The sequence below is a fragment of the Mycobacterium shunyiense genome (assembly GCF_058270035.1).
The window spans coordinates 1-18,348 of sequence record NZ_JBZDPT010000048.1 but is presented as its reverse complement, the minus strand read 5'-3'; the positions used below and the strand labels follow the sequence as shown (position 1 = coordinate 18,348).

Sequence of the window (18,348 nt, the reverse complement as noted above, 5' to 3'; positions counted from 1 at the left end):
GATTCGTGGTGGCAAAAAAGACCGTGCTGGCGGTGATGCGCGAGCTGGCGCTGATCTGCCGGGTGCGGCGCCGCCGGCGCTACAACTCCTACACCGGCGGGCCCGGTCAGGTCGCCGAAAATCTTCTCAACCGCGAGTTCACCGCTGCCGCGCCGAATCAGAAGTGGGTCACCGACGTGACCGAGTTCCGCATCACCGATCGCAAGGTCTACTTGTCCCCGGTGCTCGATTTGTTCGACCGGTCGGTGGTGGCTTACGCGTGGTCGGCCAGCCCGAATGTGGAGTTGACCAACACCTCACTGACCGCGGCGATCGCCACCTTGGAGCCCGGCCAGTGTCCGCTGGTGCACTCCGATCAGGGCTTCCAATACCGGCATTGGTCCTGGCGCAAGTTGCTCGGCGACGCTGAGGTGGTGCAGTCGATGTCGCGGAAAGCCAACTGCTATGACAACGCGGTCATGGAGAACTTCTTCGGTCACCTGAAGTCAGAAATGTTCCACCACAACCGGTTCGACACTGTCGAGGACTTCACTGCTGCCCTTGACACCTACATCCACTGGTACAACACCGAACGAATCTCGACAAAACTCAAGGGCCTGAGCCCGGTCCAATACCGAGCCCAGGCCCTTGCCGCTTAAGCTCCAAACGTCAGTGTCCAACTTTCGGGGACCACTTCATATTCGGGGGCCTTTTCGTGTTGTCAGGAAGTTGGCTGCGCGCGCAACCCCGGCATCAAATAGCGGCGAACCTGGGCGAGGACCGCGTCCTCGTCACTGGGATCCAGCGTGTTCCCCGGTACGGTCGCCAGCGAGATCAACACTCGCGCAACCCATTCCGATGCTTCGGGGATGTCGATGTCGGCACGCACCTCGCCGCGGTCACGGGCGGCCGCCAGATAGGGCGACCAGAACTCGGCGAGGTCGGGGATCATGCCCTGCACGCCGGCCCCGGCGCAGGCGGCGAATTCCTCGGGTTCGTCGGTGCGGAGTTTCATCAGGACCGCGCCGGGATCGTCGTAGGCTCGCAGGCCATTGCCGACGCCCCAGGCGATCTGGCGATCCAGCCCCTCGATCTGCTCCAACATGGCCTGGGCTTCCGACCAGAACGTGTCGTTGAGGCGCACGATCACGGCGCCGAGCAGCGTCACCTTGTCCGGGAAATGGCGGTAGAGCCACCCGCGCGACACTCCGGCGGCCTCGGCGACCTCCGAGACGGTGGTCGCGCGAATGCCCTTGGTCCGCAGGCATTCTTCAGCAGCGTCGATCAGTCGATCTCGCACGCTGCGCGGTGCCGTGGTGCTGGTCAACTGTGGTGTCTCCTGGTCTTCCGGTTGGGCTCAGGTACATGATTCTGCCAAGCGTGTATCCGTCGCGCCAGAACCATGGTAGACAGTTTTCTAATTCTGTTCACTCACCCTTGGGGATTCATCGGATGGCCGAAACGCTGCAGCAGCTGCTCCGGGAACGCGAAGCAGGTGACACGGTCGCCATCAAGTACGGCGACCGGACGTGGTCGTGGCGTGAGCATATCGCCGAGGCGAAGGCCCAGGCCGCGACCCTGATCGGGATCGCCGAGCCGCAGCGTCCCCTCCATGTGGGCACCCTTCTCGGCAATACCCCCGACATGCTGACCGCGCTGGCCGCTGCGGCCCTCGGCGGCTACGTGCTGTGCGGCATCAACAACACCCGTCGAGGTGACGCGCTGGCCCGCGACATCGCCCGGGTCGAATGTCAGGTCGTCCTCGTCGACGAACACCATCGCGGGCTGCTCGAGGGCCTCGACCTGCCGGGCGTCACCGTCGTCGAGGTATCGGATACCGCCTGGTCATCGCGGGAACTCACGCCGCACCGCGAGGTCGGGCCCGACGACACCTTCATGATGATCTTCACCTCGGGCACCAGCGGCGAGCCCAAGGCCGTCCGGGTGCCGCATTCCATCGTGCTGTTCTCCGCCGCCGCGCTGGTGCAGCGCTACGACCTGACCGAGGCGGACACCTGCTACCTGGCCATGCCGCTGTTCCATTCGAATGGCGTGTACGCCGGGTGGGGCGTGGCGCTCAGCTCGGGCGCGGCCATGGCGCCGGCACAGTTCTCCGCGTCCGGGTTCCTTCCGGACATCCGCCGCTATGGCGCGACGTACATGAACTACGTCGGCAAGCCGTTGGCCTACATCCTGGCCACCGCCGAGCAACCCGACGACCACGACAACACGCTGCGCGTGGCGTTCGGCAACGAGGCCGCCGACCGCGACATCGACGAATTCAGCCGCAGGTTCGGATGCAGCGTCTGGGACGGCTTCGGCTCGACGGAGCTGGCGATCATCATCACCCGTTCCGAGGGCACCCCCGCCGGCAGCGTCGGCCAGGGCTTCCCAGGCGTGGCGATCTACGACCCGGAGACCCTTGAAGAGTGCCCGGCCGCACAATTCGATGCCACCGGTGCCCTGGTCAACGCCGAGGCCGCCACCGGGGAACTGGTGAACACCAACGGAAGCGGGATGTTCCGCGGCTACCACAACGATCAGGGCGCGACCGATGAACGGCTGCGCCACGGCATGTACTGGTCGGGCGACCTGGCCTACCGCGACGCCGACGGCTGGATCTACCTGGCCGGGCGCACCGCGGACTGGATGAGAGTGGACGGCGAGAACATCACCGCGGCGCCGATCGAACGCATCCTGTTGCGGCAGCCGGTGATCAGCCGCGTCGCCGTCTATCCCGTGCCCGACGAGTTCGTCGGTGATCAGGTGATGGCCGCCGTCGTGCTGCGTGACGGTCAGTCGCTGACGCCTGACGACTTCGGCGCGTTCCTGGCGCAGCAGCAGGATCTGTCGCCGAAATCCTGGCCGCGGTACGTCTGGCTGGCCGACGATCTGCCCAGCACGGCGACCAACAAGATTCTCAAGCGCGAGTTGGTTGCCCTCGGCGCAGATCCGGCCGGTCGGGTGCTCTGGAAGCGCGACGGTACGGTCTATACGACTCTCTGAGGCAAGGAATAGTCGCCGGTCATCCCGCGTTTAGGCTGTTGGCGGTTGACCTGGCATAATGGACCGCCGACCCTCGGTCCCGGTTCACGTCCATCTGAATTTCGGGCGACCCGGGCCAACGATTGAAGAGGAACCCATGAAAACAGGCATTCATCCTGAGTATGTCGAGACCACGGTGCACTGTGGTTGCGGCAATACCTTCCAGACCCGTAGCACCAAGCAGAGCGGCCAGATCGTGGTCGAGGTCTGCTCGCAGTGCCACCCGTTCTACACCGGCAAGCAGAAGATCCTCGACAGCGGCGGCCGCGTGGCCCGCTTCGAGAAGCGGTACGGCAAGCGCAAGCCTGCCGGTGATCAGGCTGCCGCAGCCGACAAGTAGCTACGTCAACGGCGCCCGATCTGTCGCATATGCGTCAGATCCGGGCGCTGTTCTCGTTTCCAGACATAGGTGGAAAGGATGTGGCTGACGTGACGGATACCGCTTCTGCTGGACTCCCGGCTCAGCCGGGGAAAGCAATCGAGGCGCTGCTCGCCGAGCACGCAGACCTTGAGCGCCAGCTCGCCGATCCCAGCCTGCACGCCGACGCCTCCGCCGCCCGCAAGGTGGGCCGGCGCTTCGCCCAGGTCTCGCCCGTCGTGGGGACCTACCGCAAGCTCGAAGCCGCCCGCGGTGACCTGGAAGCCGCGCGCGAGCTCGCCGCCGACGACGCCAGCTTCGCCGACGAGGTGGACGAGCTGACCGCCAAGGTCGCCGAACTCGACGCGCAGCTGACCGACCAATTGGCACCGCGCGACCCGCACGACGCCGATGACATCGTGCTTGAGGTCAAGTCAGGGGAAGGCGGCGAGGAGTCGGCACTGTTCGCCGCCGATCTGGCCCGCATGTACATCCGGTATGCCGAACGCCACGGCTGGACCGTCACCGTGCTCGACGAGACGTGGTCGGACCTGGGCGGCTACAAGGACGCCACCATCACGATCGCCAGCAAGGGCGATTCCGCCGACGGCGTGTGGTCGCGGATGAAGTTCGAGGGCGGCGTGCACCGCGTGCAGCGGGTGCCGGTCACCGAATCGCAGGGCCGGGTACACACCTCGGCCGCCGGCGTGCTGGTCTACCCCGAGCCAGAAGACGTCGAGCAGGTGCAGATCGACGAGTCCGACCTGCGCATCGACGTCTACCGGTCCTCGGGCAAGGGTGGCCAGGGCGTCAACACCACCGACTCCGCGGTCCGCATCACGCACCTGCCGACCGGCATCGTGGTGACCTGCCAGAACGAGCGCTCGCAGCTGCAGAACAAGGCCAGGGCCATGGTGGTGCTCGCCGCTCGGCTGCAGGCACTGGCCGAAGAACAGGCGTCGGCCGACGCATCGGCCGACCGGGCCAGCCAGATCCGCACGGTCGACCGCAGCGAACGGATCCGCACCTACAACTTCCCCGAGAACCGGATCGCGGATCACCGCATCAACTTCAAGGCGCACAACCTCGACCAGGTGCTCGACGGAGACATGGACGCGCTGCTCGACGCACTGGGCGCCGCCGACAAACAGGCCCGGCTGCAGCAGGAGACATGACACCCGTGCGGCAGGCGGTCGCGGCCGCAACGGTGCGGCTCGCAGCCGCAGGCGTCGCCTCCCCGCGCATCGACGCCGAGCTGCTGGCCGCGCACGTGGCGGGCGTCGACCGCGGTCGGCTGATGTTCCTCGACGACGCCGACGAACAGTTCCGCCAGGCCTACGACGAACTCGTGGCCGCCCGGTCCCGTCGAATTCCGCTGCAACATCTGATCGGCACGGCGCCGTTCGGCCCGCTGACGCTCACGGTCGGGCCCGGGGTGTTCATCCCGCGGCCGGAAACCGAGGCGCTGCTCGAATGGGCCAGCACGCGGCAATTGCCTGGCAAGCCGCTGATCGTCGACCTGTGCACCGGCTCGGGTGCGTTGGCGTTGGCGCTGGCCGCGCGGTGGCCCGACGCGCGCGTGCTGGCCGTCGAGAACTCGCCCGCGGCCCTGGAGTTCGCGCGGCGCAACGCCACCGGGACGCGGGTCGAGATACTGGACGCCGACGTCACCGCGCCCGGCCTGCTGCCCGAACTCGACGGCCGGGTCGACCTGCTGGTGTCGAACCCGCCCTACATCCCCGAGGCCGCGGTCCTGGAACCCGAAGTGGCCGAACATGATCCCGTCACCGCATTGTTCGGCGGCCCCGACGGTATGTCGGTGATCCGGCCGATCGTCACACTCGCCGCCCGGTGGTTGCGCGATGGTGCGTCCTGCGCCGTCGAGCACGACGACACCACCTCCGAACTGTCGGTCGGGGCCTTCGTCGACGACGGTCACTTCACCGAGGTCACAGCGCACCGCGACCTGGCCGGACGACCCCGCTTTGTGACGGCGACGAGGATTGGGAGAAGCTGAGTTGATGCGCGCACCGACCGGGGAGCCGACATGACGATCTTCGACTGCACCGACGCTGATCAGCGTGCGACCGGTATCGCCTCGGCGATCAGCGCGGTGAAGGGCGGCCGATTGGTGGTGATGCCGACCGACACCGTCTACGGGATCGGTGCGGATGCCTTCGATCGCGACGCTGTCGGCAGCCTGCTCGCGGCCAAAGGCCGTGGCCGCAACATGCCGGTCGGCGTGTTCGTCGGCTCGTGGAGCACCATCGACGGTCTCGTGTACTCGGTGCCGCCGGCCGCCCGCGAGTTGATCCGGGCATTCTGGCCGGGCGCACTGAGCCTGATCGTCACGCAGGCACCGTCGCTGCAATGGGACCTCGGGGATGCCAACGGCAACGTCATGCTCCGGATGCCGATGCACCCGGTGGCCATCGAGCTCCTGCGGGAGGTCGGCCCCATGGCCCAGTCCAGTGCCAACGTGTCGGGTCAGCCGGCCGCGGTGACCGCAGCGCAGGCCCACGAGCAACTCGGCGACAAGGTGGAGGTCTACCTCGACGGCGGGCCCGCCGAGCAACAGGCCGCGTCCACCATCGTCGACCTCACCGGCGTCCAGCCACGCATCCTGCGCGCCGGTCCGATCAGCGCGGCGGACATCGCCAGGGTCGTCGGCGTGGAAATCTCCACGCTCACAACAACACCTACGGAGTGATCTCAGCTTGCTGCAGTACGGTTCATCGGTGATGTCGGCCGGTGACGCAGTGATCCCCGCGGTCAATTCCGGGCTTCTCGCTCTGTCGGACCGAGGTGCCGGTGTTCCGCTGCGTGAGTTGGCGCTCGTCGGCCTGACCGCCGCGATCATCACGTACTTCGCCACCGGCTGGGTGCGGGTGCTGGCCATCCGGGTCGGCGCCGTCGCCTACCCACGGGAACGCGATGTCCACGTACAGCCGATACCGCGGATGGGCGGGTTGGCGATGTACATCGGGGTCGCCGCCGCGGTGCTGCTGGCTTCCCAACTGCCCGCACTCACGCGGGGTTTCGTCTATTCCACCGGTATGCCCGCGGTCGTGGTCGCAGGTGGGCTCATCATGGCCATCGGGCTGATCGACGACCGCTGGGGGCTGGACGCCCTGACCAAATTCGCCGGCCAGATCACCGCGGCGAGCGTGCTGGTCACGATGGGTGTGGCCTGGAGCGTGCTCTACATCCCGTTCGGGGGAGTGGGCACCATCGTGCTCGACCAGGTGTCCTCGATCCTGCTGACGCTCGCGCTGACGGTGTCGATCGTCAACGCGATGAACTTCGTCGACGGACTCGACGGTCTGGCCGCCGGGCTGGGACTCATCACGGCCCTGGCCATCTGCATCTTCTCTGTCGGGCTGTTGCGCGACCACGGCGGCGACGTCCTGTTCTATCCGCCCGCGGTGATCTCGGTGGTGCTGGCGGGCGCCTGTCTGGGCTTCCTGCCGCACAACTTCCACCGGGCCAAGATCTTCATGGGCGATTCGGGATCGATGCTGATCGGCCTGATGCTGGGTGCGGCGTCGACGACCGCCGCCGGGCCGATCTCGCAGAACGCCTACGGTGCCCGCGACGTTTTCGCGCTGATGTCGCCGTTCCTGCTGGTGATCGCCGTGATGTTGGTGCCTGCACTGGACACGTTGCTGGCCATCGTGCGTCGCACCCGGGCAGGCCGGAGTCCGCTCAGCCCCGACAAGATGCATCTGCATCACCGACTGCTGCAGATCGGGCACTCGCATCGCCGCGCCGTGCTGTTGATCTACCTATGGGTGGGCATCATCGCTTTCGGTGCCGCAGCGACGATTTTCTTCGATCCCCGCTACACCGGAGCGGTCGTCGCGGCCGCCATCGTGGTGGCGATCGTGGTGACACTGATACCCCTGTTGCAACGTGGGAATGAAGCGTCCGAAGACGAGCACGAAGCGAAGTACGACAAAAAGTAGTAGGCCACGTTTAGGGGTGCCTACCATGTGTTAGGGTGCTGCCAGAACCCGAAAAACCTCGCGGGTTGCCGGCCCGGCCCCTCGGTTCGACGAACCGTCAGGTGCCGATCAACGACCGACAAAGGGAGCTACCCCGTGGGTGAATCGAGCCCGCCCGCCGCCCTCCGATATTCTCGTCGGGCGCGCACAGGGTTTTGCCAGGGGGCAGCAACCGTTGGCATCTCCGAGGGTGCGGCGTTTCGTGACAGCGGGATTGGGGTGAATCAGTGACGACACCAGCGCAGAACGCGCCGTTGGTGTTCCCGTCGGTGGCTTTCCGGCCACTGCGTCTACTGATTGTTTGCGTCGTCCTCACCGGGCTGGCCGTCGGGGCCGCCGGTTACATCGGACACATTTTCTTCGGCGTCTTCTTCGGTGTCGGCCTGGTCCTCGGCTTGATCAACGCCCTGCTGGTGCGTCGGGCCGTCGAGGCGATCACGGCCGAGGATCACCCGCTCAAGAAGAAGATGGCCGTGAACTCCGCGACGCGGCTGCTGATCATCACTGCGATCGCACTCGGCATCGCACTTTTCTTCAAGAAGCACGACGGCATCGCGGTGCTGTTCGGGCTGGCTATTTTCCAGGCTCTGCTGGTGATGAGCACCAGCATCCCCGTGCTGCGGAAGATCCGCTCCAACGGCCTGGATGTCTTGGATACGGAATCGAAGGGTTGAGCTGACCTATATGACTCAGACGACGACCGTGCTCGCCGCCGAAGAGGGTGGCGCTGCCATCCACGTAGGCCACCACACGATGGTGTTCGAGCTGTTCGGGATGACGTTCAACGGCGACACGATCCTGGCCACCGCGGTCACCGCGGTGATCGTGATCGCGCTGGCGTTCGTCCTGCGGGCCAAGGTCACCTCGACCGGGGTGCCGGGCGGTGTGCAGCTGTTCTGGGAGGCCTTGACCATCCAGATGCGCCAGCAGATCGAGGGCTCGATCGGTATGAAGGTCGCCCCCTTCGTGCTGCCCCTTTCGGTGACGATCTTCGTGTTCATCCTGATCTCCAACTGGCTCGCGGTGCTGCCGCTGCAGTACGGGGGCGCGGACGGCGCGGCTGCCGAGTGGTACAAGCCGCCGGCCTCCGACATCAACTTCGTGCTGGCGCTCGCACTGTTCGTGTTCCTCGCCTACCACGCCGCCGGTATCTGGCGTCGCGGCATCATCGGCCACCCGGTCAAGGTGATCAAGGGCCACGTCGCGTTCCTGGCTCCGATCAACATCGTCGAAGAGATCGCCAAGCCGATCTCGCTGGCCCTCCGTCTTTTCGGCAACATCTTCGCCGGCGGCATCCTGGTCGCGCTGATCGCGATGTTCCCCTGGTACATCCAGTGGGCACCCAATGCGATCTGGAAGACCTTCGACCTGTTCGTCGGCCTGATTCAGGCATTCATCTTCTCGCTGTTGACGATCCTGTACTTCAGCCAGTCGATGGAGCTGGACCACGAGGACCATTGAGCTCACTGATCCACATATCTGATCCCTACAACTGCAGCACACGAACCTCTGGCGGCACAGCCACCAGTTATCAAGGAGGATAAAAGGAATGGAACTCGACCCCAACGCCCTCATCACGGCCGGCGCGCTGATCGGTGGCGGTTTGATCATGGGCGGCGGCGCCATCGGCGCTGGTATCGGTGACGGTATCGCGGGTAACGCGCTGATCTCGGGCATCGCCCGGCAGCCCGAGGCCCAGGGCCGGCTGTTCACCCCGTTCTTCATCACCGTCGGTCTGGTGGAGGCCGCGTACTTCATCAACCTGGCCTTCATGGCGCTGTTCGTCTTCGCCACCCCGGGCCTGCAGTAGTCCATCAGCATGGGTGAACTCGGTTCGACTGTCCTGGCGGACAGCATCAACATCCTGGCTTCAAGCCAGGCAGCGGCGGAAGGCGGTGGGGGCCAGAGCAACTTCCTGGTCCCCAACGGCACCTTCTTCGCCGTGCTGATCATTTTCCTGATCACACTTGCTGTGATCGCGAAATGGGTTGTGCCACCGGTCGGCAAGGTACTGGCAGAGCGTGAAGCGATGCTGGCGAAGACCGCCGCCGACAACCGGAAGTCGGCCGAGCAGGTGGCCGCGGCACAGGCCGACTACAACGAGGCGATGGCCGGGGCTCGCACCCAGGCATCGGCGATCCGTGACGAGGCCCGCGCCGCGGGTCGCGAGGTGGTCGACGCCAAGCGTGCCGAGGCCAGCTCCGAAGTGGCCGAAACCGTGCGCGAGGCCGATGAGCAGCTTGCTGCCCAGGGCGCCGGTGTGCGGTCGGGACTGGAGTCTTCGGTGGACGGACTCTCGAAGACCCTGGCCAGCCGAATTTTGGGCGTCGACGTGAAATCAGGTGGGACGCAGTAGATGTCGATATTTATCGGACAGCTGATCGGCTTTGCCGTCATCGCATTCATCATCATCAAGTGGGTTGTGCCGCCGGTGCGGAACCTGATGCAGAAGCAGCAGGAAGCCGTGCGGGTCGCGCTCGCCGAGAGCGCCGATGCGGCCAAGAAGCTCGCCGAAGCCGATGACATGCATGCCAAGGCACTCGCCGACGCCAAGGCCGAATCGACCAAGGTGACCGACGAGGCCGCGCAGGACTCCGAGCGGATCACCGCTCAGCTGGCCGAGCAGGCCGGCACCGAGGCCGAGCGGATCAAGGCCCAAGGCGCTCAGCAGGTTCAGCTGATGCGCCAGCAGCTCATCCGCCAGCTGCGTACCGGTCTCGGATCGGAGTCGGTGGCCAAGGCCGACGCACTGGTCCGGGCACACGTCGCCGACCCGGCCGCACAGGCGGCCACCGTCGACCGGTTCTTGGCCGAGCTGGACCAGATGGCGCCATCGGCAGTGGTGATCGACACCGCGGCCACGTCCAAGCTGCGCGCGGCCAGCCGCGAGTCGCTGGCGGTCGTGGTCGGGAAGTTCGACTCCGTCGCCGACGGTCTGGACGCCGACGGGCTGACCACGCTGGCCGAGGAACTGGCCTCCGTCGCCAGGCTTCTGCTTTCGGAGTCGACGCTGAACCGGCATCTGGCCGAGCCGACCGACGAGAACGGCGCCAAGGCCGAGCTGGTCGATCGTCTGCTGTCGGGCAAGGTCGGCAACACCACACTGGACGTGCTGCGGACTGCGGTCTCGCAGCGCTGGTCGACCGAAGGGAACCTGGTCGACGCCATTGAACACACCGCACGTCTGGCGCTGCTCAAGCGCGCCGAGATCGCCGGTGAGGTCGACGAGGTGGAGGACCAGCTGTTCCGGTTCGGCCGCCTGCTCGACGCCGAGCCCAAACTCTCGGCCCTGCTCAGTGACTACACCGCCCCGGTCGACGGACGAGTCGCCCTGCTGGACAAGGTCCTCGGCGGTAACGCGAGTGGGAACGGGACGGCGGCGGCGCTGCTGACCCAGACTGTGGGACTGCTGCGCGGTGAGCGTGCCGACGAGGCCGTCATCGATCTCGCCGAACTCGCAGTCGCCCGCCGCGGCGAAGTGGTTGCTCACGTGACCGCCGCGGCTGACCTGACCGATGCTCAGCGGACCCGGCTGTCGGAGGTGCTCACCCGCATCTACGGACACCCGGTGTCAGTGCAGTTGCACGTCGACCCGGAACTGCTCGGTGGTCTGTCGATCACCGTCGGTGACGAAGTGATCGACGGCTCCATCGCATCCCGTCTGGCCGCCGCTGCGACACAGCTGCCGGACTGATAACCCCCACGAACCACCCCAAGAACAAGGTAGGAAGACGAAAAACCATGGCAGAGTTGACAATCTCGGCTGCTGATATCGAAGGTGCCATCGAGGACTACGTATCCTCGTTTTCCGCCGACACCGAGCGCGAAGAGATCGGCACCGTCGTCGACGCCGGTGACGGCATCGCTCACGTCGAGGGCCTGCCCTCGGTCATGACCCAGGAGCTCCTCGAGTTCCCGGGCGGTGTGTTGGGTGTGGCGCTCAACCTCGACGAGCACAGCGTCGGCGCCGTCATCCTGGGTGAGTTCGAGAAGATCGAAGAAGGCCAGCAGGTCAAGCGCACCGGCGAGGTGCTCTCGGTGCCCGTCGGCGACGCGTTCCTCGGTCGCGTCGTCAACCCGCTCGGCCAGCCGATCGACGGCCAGGGCGACATCGAGTCCGAGGAGCGGCGCGCACTCGAGCTGCAGGCCCCTTCGGTGGTGCAGCGCCAGGGCGTGTCCGAGCCGCTGCAGACCGGTATCAAGGCCATCGACGCCATGACCCCGATCGGCCGTGGCCAGCGTCAGCTGATCATCGGTGACCGCAAGACCGGCAAGACCGCGGTCTGCGTCGACACCATCCTCAACCAGCGTGAGGCCTGGGAGACCGGCGACCCCAAGCAGCAGGTGCGCTGCGTGTACGTCGCGATCGGTCAGAAGGGCACCACCATCGCCAGCGTGAAGCGGGCGTTGGAAGAGGGCGGCGCGATGGAGTACACCACCATCGTCGCGGCCCCCGCCTCCGATCCGGCCGGCTTCAAGTGGCTGGCGCCCTACACCGGTTCGGCCATCGGCCAGCACTGGATGTACGACGGCAAGCACGTGCTGATCGTCTTCGACGACCTCTCGAAGCAGGCCGACGCCTACCGCGCCATCTCGCTGCTGCTGCGCCGCCCGCCGGGCCGCGAGGCATTCCCCGGCGATGTCTTCTACCTGCACTCCCGCCTGCTGGAGCGTTGCGCAAAGCTGTCCGACGAACTGGGCGGTGGTTCGATGACGGGTCTGCCGATCATCGAGACCAAGGCCAACGACATCTCGGCGTTCATCCCGACCAACGTCATCTCGATCACCGACGGCCAGTGCTTCCTGGAGTCCGACCTGTTCAACCAGGGTGTGCGCCCGGCTGTGAACGTCGGTGTGTCGGTGTCCCGTGTCGGTGGCGCCGCGCAGATCAAGGCGATGAAGGAAGTAGCAGGAAGTCTCCGCCTGGATCTGTCGCAGTACCGCGAGCTGGAGGCCTTCGCGGCCTTCGCCTCGGATCTGGATGCGGCCTCGAAGGCTCAGCTGGACCGCGGTGTCCGCCTGGTCGAGTTGCTCAAGCAGGCGCAGTACAGCCCGCTGGCGGTCGAGGATCAGGTCGTCTCGATCTTCCTCGGTACCCAGGGTCACCTGGATTCGGTCCCGGCCGAAGACGTCACCCGCTTCGTCGACGAGCTGCTGGAGCATGTCAAGGCCAGCCACTCCGACATCCTCAAGGGCATCAAGGAGACCAAGAAGCTCTCCGAGGAGAACGAAGAGAAGCTGGTCTCGGTCATCAACGAGTTCAAGAAGGGCTTCGCCGCCACCGACGGCAGCTCCGTGGTCGTGAAGGACGCAGAGGCCGAAGCCTTGAATCCTGATGACCTGGAGAAGGAATCGGTCAAGGTCCGCAAGCCGGCTCCGAAGAAGGCCTAGGTAACCAATGGCAGCCACACTTCGCGAGCTACGCGGGCGTATCCGCTCCGCTTCGTCGATCAAGAAGATCACGAAGGCGCAGGAGCTGATCGCCACGTCGCGGATCGCCAAGGCGCAGGCCCGGGTCGATGCGGCCCGGCCCTACTCCACCGAGATCACCAACATGCTCACCGAGCTTGCGGGTGCCAGCGCGCTGGACCACCCACTGCTCGTTCAGCGGGAGAATCCCAAGCGGGCCGGTGTGCTCGTGGTGTCCTCGGACCGCGGTCTCTGCGGCGGTTACAACGCCAACGTGCTGCGCCGCGCCGAAGAACTCTTCTCGCTGCTGCGGGAAGAGGGTAAGGAGCCGGTGCTCTACGTCGTCGGTCGAAAGGCCTTGGGCTACTACAGCTTCCGCCAGCGTGCGGTCGTCGAGTCCTGGACCGGCTTCTCGGAGCGTCCTGAGTACAGCAACGCCAAGGAGATCGCCGACACCCTGGTGACGGCGTTCATGTCCGGTGCCGACGACGAAGGCGACGATGCGGGAGCCGACGGCATTCTGGGCGTCGACGAACTGCACATCGTCTCCACCGAATTCCGGTCGATGCTCTCGCAGACCGCAGTGGCGCATCGGATTGCACCGCTGGTCGTCGAGTACGTCGGCGAGCCGGAAACCGGTCCGCACACGCTGTATTCGTTCGAGCCGAATGCCGAGGACCTGTTCGACGCGCTGCTGCCGCGCTACATCGCCACCCGCGTGTACGCGGCGCTGCTGGAGGCGGCGGCCTCGGAGTCGGCTTCGCGCCGGCGCGCCATGAAGTCGGCCACCGACAACGCCGACGATCTGATCAAGGCACTCACGCTCGCGGCCAACCGCGAACGTCAGGCGCAGATCACCCAGGAAATCAGCGAGATCGTGGGCGGCGCGAACGCGCTGGCCGACGCGCGCTAGCCGGACCAAAGACGAAAGCCTCGTAGGAAAGCGAAGAGAGAATGACTGCTACTGCAGAGAAGACCGCGGGCCGCGTAGTCCGCATCACCGGCCCGGTGGTGGATATTGAATTCCCGCGCGGTGCCGTGCCCGAGCTGTTCAACGCGCTGCACGCCGACATCACCTACGGCGCGCTCGCCAAGACCCTGACGCTCGAGGTTGCCCAGCACCTCGGCGACAACCTGGTGCGCTGCATCTCCATGCAGCCCACCGATGGCCTGGTGCGTGGCACCGACGTCCGCGACACCGGCGCCTCGATCTCCGTGCCGGTCGGCGACGGCGTCAAGGGCCACGTGTTCAACGCCCTCGGTGACTGCCTCGACGAGCCCGGCTACGGCAAGGACTTCGACCATTGGTCGATCCACCGCAAGCCGCCGGCATTCGCCGACCTGGAGCCCCGCACCGAGATGCTGGAGACCGGTCTGAAGGTCGTCGACCTGCTCACGCCGTACGTGCGTGGCGGCAAGATCGCCCTGTTCGGTGGCGCCGGTGTGGGTAAGACGGTTCTGATCCAGGAGATGATCAACCGTATCGCCCGCAACTTCGGTGGTACCTCGGTGTTCGCCGGCGTGGGTGAGCGCACCCGTGAGGGCAACGACCTGTGGGTCGAGCTCGCCGACGCCAACGTGCTGAAGGACACCGCGTTGGTGTTCGGTCAGATGGACGAGCCGCCAGGCACCCGTATGCGCGTCGCCCTGTCGGCCCTGACCATGGCCGAGTACTTCCGCGACGAGCAGAACCAGGACGTGCTGCTCTTCATCGACAACATCTTCCGGTTCACCCAGGCCGGTTCCGAGGTTTCGACCCTGCTGGGTCGTATGCCTTCGGCCGTGGGTTACCAGCCGACGCTGGCCGACGAGATGGGTGAGCTGCAGGAGCGCATCACCTCGACCCGTGGTCGCTCCATCACCTCGATGCAGGCCGTGTACGTGCCCGCCGACGACTACACCGACCCGGCGCCGGCCACCACGTTCGCCCACCTGGACGCCACCACCGAACTTTCGCGTGCGGTGTTCTCCAAGGGAATCTTCCCCGCTGTGGACCCGCTGGCCTCGTCCTCGACGATCCTGCACCCCAGCGTCGTCGGCGACGAGCACTACCGCGTCGCCCAGGAAGTCATCCGCATCCTGCAGCGCTACAAGGATCTCCAGGACATCATCGCCATCCTCGGTATCGACGAGCTGTCGGAAGAGGACAAGGTGCTGGTGTACCGCGCCCGTAAGATCGAGCGCTTCCTGAGCCAGAACATGATGGCGGCCGAGCAGTTCACCGGCCAGCCGGGTTCGACCGTGCCGCTCAAGGAGACCATCGAGGCCTTCGACAAGCTGGCCAAGGGCGAGTTCGATCACCTGCCCGAGCAGGCGTTCTTCCTCATCGGTGGTCTGGACGACCTGGCGAAGAAGGCCGAAAGCCTCGGCGCCAAGCTGTGATGAAGCCGTTCGGAAACAGGGAGGTGGTGTGACATGGCTGATTTGAACGTCGAGATCGTTGCCGTCGAGCGTGAGCTCTGGTCCGGCACCGCTACGTTCGTCTTCACCCGGACCACCGCTGGTGAGATCGGCATCCTGCCGCGACACATCCCGTTGGTCGCCGAGCTCGTCGACGACGCCATGGTGCGGGTCGAGCGTGAAGGCGAAGACGATCTGCGGATCGCCGTCGACGGCGGTTTCCTGTCGGTGACCGAGGAAACGGTTCGCATCCTGGTGGAGAACGCTCAGTTCGAATCCGAGATCGACGCGGATTCCGCCAAGCGGGATGCGGAGTCCGACGACGAGCAGACAGCGGCATGGGGTCGGGCGCGCCTGCGCGCTCTCGGCCAGATCGACTGACGACAGAGACGACAGATGAGCGCGCCCATGATTGTCATGGTCGCGCTCGTCTGCGTTCTGCTACTGGCGGTCGGAGCGTTGAGTTACCGATTGTGGAAGTTGCGTCAGGTTGGCGGGACGGCAGCCATCCTGCGTGACTTCCCCGCCGAGGGCGGCAGTGGCTGGCGCCACGGAGTGATGCGCTACCGCGGTGGGGAGGCCGGGTTCTACCGGCTGTCCAGCATGCGGTGGTGGCCTGATCGACGGTTGAGCCGGCGGGGGCTGGAAGTGGTGTCGCGCCGCCTCCCACGTGGCGATGAGTTCGACATCATGACCGATCAGATCGCGATTCTGGAGCTGCGCGATACCAGCCCCGAACGCCGCCAAGGCTATGAGATCGCCCTGGACCGGGGCGCGCTCACGGCGTTCACCTCTTGGCTTGAGTCGCGGCCGTCACCGCGAGCTCGCCGCCGCAATTACTGAAGCTATTTCTCGGTTCCGCCGCCTGGCTTCCACAGGACGTCGCCCTCCGGGTTCGCGACCCGCGACAGGATGAACAACAGATCCGACAGCCGGTTGAGGTACTTCGCGGGCAGCACGCTGACCGACTCACCGTGCTCATCCACCGCGATCCATGCCGACCGTTCAGCTCGGCGAGCCACCGTCCGGGCGACATGGAGCAGGGCGGACAGAGGACTGCCGCCGGGCAGGATGAACGAGTTCAGGGCAGGCAGTGCCTCGTTGAACTCGTCGCACCACTTCTCCAGGCGGTCGATGTAGGCCTGGGAAATCCGCAACGGTGGGTACTCGGGGTTCTCGACGACGGGGGTGGACAGGTCGGCGCCCGCGTCGAACAGGTCGTTCTGAATTTGGCGCAATACCGCCCGGATTTGCTGATCGGGTTCGCCCAGGGCTACTGCGACGCCGATGGAGGCGTTGACTTCGTCACAGTCGGCGTAGGCCGCCAACCTCGAATCATTCTTGGAAACCCTGCTGAAATCACTCAGCCCGGTCGTGCCGTCGTCGCCGGTGCGGGTATAGATACGGGTGAGATGAACAGCCATAGCTGAACCGTACCGGGCTTCAGGACAAGCTCGCCGGGCTCGGCGGATCTGTCCGAGCAGGCGGAAACTCGACGGCAGGCTGTCTACACTGACCGGCGTGAGCGAGCGTTTCTTGGTGACCGGAGGAAACCGGTTATCAGGCGAAGTTGCTGTCGGTGGGGCAAAGAACAGCGTGCTGAAACTGATGGCGGCCTCATTGCTGGCCGAGGGCACCAGCACGATCACCAATTGCCCCGACATCCTGGACGTACCGCTGATGGCGGAGGTGCTGAGGGGGTTGGGTGCGACGGTCGAGCTGGACGGTGACACCGTCCGGATCACGTCGCCCGACGAACCCAAGTACGACGCGGATTTCGCGGCGGTCCGCCAGTTCCGCGCCTCGGTCTGCGTGCTGGGACCACTCGTCGGCCGCTGCAAGAAAGCCAAGGTCGCGCTGCCCGGCGGTGACGCGATCGGCTCGCGGCCGCTGGACATGCACCAAGCGGGGCTACGGCAGCTGGGCGCGACCTGCAACATCGAGCATGGCTGCGTGGTGGCAGAGGCCGATCATCTGCGGGGTGCCGAGATCCAACTGGAGTTCCCGTCAGTGGGGGCGACCGAGAACATCCTGATGGCCGCCGTACTGGCTGAAGGTGTCACCACGATCCACAATGCGGCGCGCGAGCCCGACATCGTCGACATCTGCGCGATGCTCAACCAGATGGGCGCCAAGGTCAGCGGAGCCGGGACGTCGACGCTCACGATCACCGGCGTCGACCGGCTCTACCCCACACAACACCGGGTGATCGGTGACCGGATCGTGGCGGCCACCTGGGGGATAGCGGCGGCGATGACGCGCGGGGACATCTCGGTGACCGGCGTGGACCCGCAACACCTGCAGCTGGTCCTGCACAAGCTGCACGACGCCGGCGCCACCGTGACCCAGAACGACGACGGTTTCCGGGTGGTCCAGTACGAGCGTCCCAAAGCGGTGAACGTGGCGACGCTGCCATTCCCGGGTTTCCCGACCGACCTGCAGCCGATGGCGATCGGCCTTGCCGCGGTGGCCGACGGCACATCGATGATCACCGAGAACGTGTTCGAAGCCAGGTTCCGGTTCGTCGAGGAGATGATCCGGTTGGGTGCCGACGCGCGGACCGACGGCCATCACGCGGTGGTGCGGGGGATCCCGCAGCTGTCGAGCGCTCCGGTGTGGTCCTCGGATATCCGGGCCGGCGCCGGCCTGGTGCTCGCCGGCTTGGTCGCCGACGGTGAAACCGAGGTTCACGACGTGTTCCACATCGACCGCGGATACCCGTTGTTCGTGGAAAACCTGTTGAGCCTCGGAGCGGAGATCGAAAGAGTAGGCTCGTAAGCAGCACGTCCGAGCCTGTCTTTCAGCCTCAAAATCGCGCTGACCAGCCGATTTGACCTTGTAGGCAGGCTCGCGCTAATCTTTTGAAGTCGCCGCGGAGCGGGGAAAACCCCCGGGGCCAGAGCGACTTGACAAGCCAGCTGAGAACGTACTAAGCTGGCGAGGTTGCCTCAGACCGGATGAAATAAGCCAGGATGAAGCAACTTGACTTGCCAGCAAGGTTCAAATTAAGCTGGTGGGGTTGCCCCAAAACAGGGTGACAAAGCAGAAAAGCCTGTTGTTTGAGAACTCAATAGTGTGTTTGGTGGTTTTTGTTTGTTGTTTTTGGCCACGCTCTTTTTCCCGTTTAGGGTGTGGCTTTGTTTTTTTGATGCC

General features: G+C 65.5%; 20 protein-coding genes. 18 read left to right on the top strand and 2 right to left on the bottom strand.

From position 1 onward, the window contains the following. On the top strand, positions 1 to 638 hold a 638-nt coding region (locus AC4ELS_RS31380), incomplete at its 5' end, for an IS3 family transposase (RefSeq protein WP_499050864.1). A 62-nt stretch (positions 639 to 700) separates the two neighbouring features. Here AC4ELS_RS31380 and AC4ELS_RS31375 read toward each other — a convergent pair. Then, a complete protein-coding gene (locus tag AC4ELS_RS31375; RefSeq protein WP_064880106.1) occupies positions 701 to 1,306 on the bottom strand; it encodes a TetR/AcrR family transcriptional regulator in 606 nt (201 codons plus the stop codon). Positions 1,307 to 1,431: 125 nt separating this feature from the next. On the opposite strand from AC4ELS_RS31375, the gene fadD1 reads away from it, so the two are divergent. The 16 genes from fadD1 to AC4ELS_RS31295 all read left to right on the top strand — a co-directional run bounded on the left by fadD1 (position 1,432) and on the right by AC4ELS_RS31295 (position 16,038). Beyond that, positions 1,432 to 2,985 carry a fatty-acid--CoA ligase FadD1 gene (gene fadD1 / locus AC4ELS_RS31370; protein WP_064960774.1) on the top strand — a complete coding sequence of 518 codons (1,554 nt, stop codon included), beginning with the start codon at positions 1,432 to 1,434 and terminating at the stop codon, positions 2,983 to 2,985. Between the two features lie 136 nt (positions 2,986 to 3,121). Next, on the top strand, positions 3,122 to 3,364 hold the full coding sequence (rpmE, locus tag AC4ELS_RS31365) for a 50S ribosomal protein L31 (protein ID WP_019344296.1): 243 nt from the start codon (positions 3,122 to 3,124) through the stop codon (positions 3,362 to 3,364). An 89-nt stretch (positions 3,365 to 3,453) separates the two neighbouring features. After that, on the top strand, positions 3,454 to 4,557 hold the full coding sequence (gene prfA, locus AC4ELS_RS31360) for a peptide chain release factor 1 (RefSeq protein ID WP_463807166.1): 1,104 nt from the start codon (positions 3,454 to 3,456) through the stop codon (positions 4,555 to 4,557). Next, positions 4,554 to 5,399 (top strand): peptide chain release factor N(5)-glutamine methyltransferase, encoded by an 846-nt coding sequence (gene prmC / locus AC4ELS_RS31355; protein ID WP_499050861.1) that lies wholly within the window; start codon positions 4,554 to 4,556, stop codon positions 5,397 to 5,399. Before prfA ends, prmC begins: the two co-directional genes overlap by 4 nt. Positions 5,400 to 5,429: 30 nt before the next feature. Beyond that, a complete protein-coding gene (locus tag AC4ELS_RS31350; RefSeq protein ID WP_499050859.1) occupies positions 5,430 to 6,092 on the top strand; it encodes an L-threonylcarbamoyladenylate synthase in 663 nt (220 codons plus the stop codon). A gap of 10 nt (positions 6,093 to 6,102) precedes the next feature. Continuing rightward, positions 6,103 to 7,347: a glycosyltransferase family 4 protein gene (locus tag AC4ELS_RS31345; protein ID WP_499050913.1), complete on the top strand. Its 1,245-nt coding sequence runs from the start codon at positions 6,103 to 6,105 to the stop codon at positions 7,345 to 7,347. A 266-nt stretch (positions 7,348 to 7,613) separates the two neighbouring features. After that, positions 7,614 to 8,060: an ATP synthase subunit I gene (locus AC4ELS_RS31340; RefSeq protein WP_064884251.1), complete on the top strand. Its 447-nt coding sequence runs from the start codon at positions 7,614 to 7,616 to the stop codon at positions 8,058 to 8,060. Positions 8,061 to 8,070: 10 nt separating this feature from the next. Next, positions 8,071 to 8,847 (top strand): F0F1 ATP synthase subunit A, encoded by a 777-nt coding sequence (gene atpB, locus AC4ELS_RS31335; RefSeq protein ID WP_055116170.1) that lies wholly within the window; start codon positions 8,071 to 8,073, stop codon positions 8,845 to 8,847. 88 nt (positions 8,848 to 8,935) lie between these two features. Then, a complete protein-coding gene (locus AC4ELS_RS31330; RefSeq protein WP_003888102.1) occupies positions 8,936 to 9,196 on the top strand; it encodes a F0F1 ATP synthase subunit C in 261 nt (86 codons plus the stop codon). Positions 9,197 to 9,205: 9 nt separating this feature from the next. After that, a complete protein-coding gene (locus AC4ELS_RS31325) occupies positions 9,206 to 9,742 on the top strand; it encodes a F0F1 ATP synthase subunit B (protein WP_064884249.1) in 537 nt (178 codons plus the stop codon). Then, positions 9,743 to 11,080, top strand: a complete 1,338-nt coding sequence (locus AC4ELS_RS31320) for a F0F1 ATP synthase subunit B/delta (RefSeq protein WP_064884247.1) — start codon at positions 9,743 to 9,745, stop codon at positions 11,078 to 11,080. A 47-nt stretch (positions 11,081 to 11,127) separates the two neighbouring features. After that, complete coding sequence (gene atpA, locus AC4ELS_RS31315) at positions 11,128 to 12,777, top strand: F0F1 ATP synthase subunit alpha (RefSeq protein WP_064884245.1); 1,650 nt, start codon at positions 11,128 to 11,130, stop codon at positions 12,775 to 12,777. A gap of 7 nt (positions 12,778 to 12,784) precedes the next feature. Then, the gene (locus AC4ELS_RS31310) at positions 12,785 to 13,708 is read left to right on the top strand and encodes a F0F1 ATP synthase subunit gamma (RefSeq protein WP_044519624.1); all 924 of its coding nucleotides are present in this window, start codon (positions 12,785 to 12,787) and stop codon (positions 13,706 to 13,708) included. Between the two features lie 41 nt (positions 13,709 to 13,749). Then, entirely contained in the window at positions 13,750 to 15,177 is a 1,428-nt protein-coding gene (gene atpD, locus AC4ELS_RS31305; RefSeq protein WP_044519623.1) for a F0F1 ATP synthase subunit beta, read from the top strand. 33 nt (positions 15,178 to 15,210) lie between these two features. After that, positions 15,211 to 15,576 (top strand): F0F1 ATP synthase subunit epsilon, encoded by a 366-nt coding sequence (locus AC4ELS_RS31300; protein ID WP_044519622.1) that lies wholly within the window; start codon positions 15,211 to 15,213, stop codon positions 15,574 to 15,576. A 15-nt stretch (positions 15,577 to 15,591) separates the two neighbouring features. After that, positions 15,592 to 16,038 (top strand): DUF2550 domain-containing protein, encoded by a 447-nt coding sequence (locus AC4ELS_RS31295; RefSeq protein ID WP_064884241.1) that lies wholly within the window; start codon positions 15,592 to 15,594, stop codon positions 16,036 to 16,038. Positions 16,039 to 16,040: 2 nt separating this feature from the next. On the opposite strand, the gene AC4ELS_RS31290 is transcribed toward AC4ELS_RS31295, so the two are convergent. Continuing rightward, complete coding sequence (locus tag AC4ELS_RS31290) at positions 16,041 to 16,619, bottom strand: cob(I)yrinic acid a,c-diamide adenosyltransferase (protein WP_064884237.1); 579 nt, start codon at positions 16,617 to 16,619, stop codon at positions 16,041 to 16,043. A gap of 97 nt (positions 16,620 to 16,716) precedes the next feature. Between AC4ELS_RS31290 and murA the strand changes: the two genes are divergently transcribed. Continuing rightward, entirely contained in the window at positions 16,717 to 17,973 is a 1,257-nt protein-coding gene (murA, locus tag AC4ELS_RS31285; RefSeq protein ID WP_054602914.1) for a UDP-N-acetylglucosamine 1-carboxyvinyltransferase, read from the top strand. Positions 17,974 to 18,348: the final 375 nt, after the last annotated feature.

Bases quoted from the DNA above. Each gene is read 5' to 3' on its own strand.
- fadD1 (WP_064960774.1), top strand. From the start codon at position 1,432: ATGGCCGAAACGCTGCAGCAGCTGCTCCGGGAACGCGAAGCAGGTGAC.
- rpmE (WP_019344296.1), top strand. From the start codon at position 3,122: ATGAAAACAGGCATTCATCCTGAGTATGTCGAGACCACGGTGCACTGT.
- prmC (WP_499050861.1), top strand. From the start codon at position 4,554: ATGACACCCGTGCGGCAGGCGGTCGCGGCCGCAACGGTGCGGCTCGCA.
- AC4ELS_RS31350 (WP_499050859.1), top strand. From the start codon at position 5,430: ATGACGATCTTCGACTGCACCGACGCTGATCAGCGTGCGACCGGTATC.
- atpB (WP_055116170.1), top strand. From the start codon at position 8,071: ATGACTCAGACGACGACCGTGCTCGCCGCCGAAGAGGGTGGCGCTGCC.
- AC4ELS_RS31330 (WP_003888102.1), top strand. From the start codon at position 8,936: ATGGAACTCGACCCCAACGCCCTCATCACGGCCGGCGCGCTGATCGGT.
- AC4ELS_RS31325 (WP_064884249.1), top strand. From the start codon at position 9,206: ATGGGTGAACTCGGTTCGACTGTCCTGGCGGACAGCATCAACATCCTG.
- AC4ELS_RS31320 (WP_064884247.1), top strand. From the start codon at position 9,743: ATGTCGATATTTATCGGACAGCTGATCGGCTTTGCCGTCATCGCATTC.
- atpA (WP_064884245.1), top strand. From the start codon at position 11,128: ATGGCAGAGTTGACAATCTCGGCTGCTGATATCGAAGGTGCCATCGAG.
- AC4ELS_RS31310 (WP_044519624.1), top strand. From the start codon at position 12,785: ATGGCAGCCACACTTCGCGAGCTACGCGGGCGTATCCGCTCCGCTTCG.
- atpD (WP_044519623.1), top strand. From the start codon at position 13,750: ATGACTGCTACTGCAGAGAAGACCGCGGGCCGCGTAGTCCGCATCACC.
- AC4ELS_RS31300 (WP_044519622.1), top strand. From the start codon at position 15,211: ATGGCTGATTTGAACGTCGAGATCGTTGCCGTCGAGCGTGAGCTCTGG.
- AC4ELS_RS31295 (WP_064884241.1), top strand. From the start codon at position 15,592: ATGAGCGCGCCCATGATTGTCATGGTCGCGCTCGTCTGCGTTCTGCTA.
- AC4ELS_RS31290 (WP_064884237.1), bottom strand. From the start codon at position 16,619: ATGGCTGTTCATCTCACCCGTATCTATACCCGCACCGGCGACGACGGC.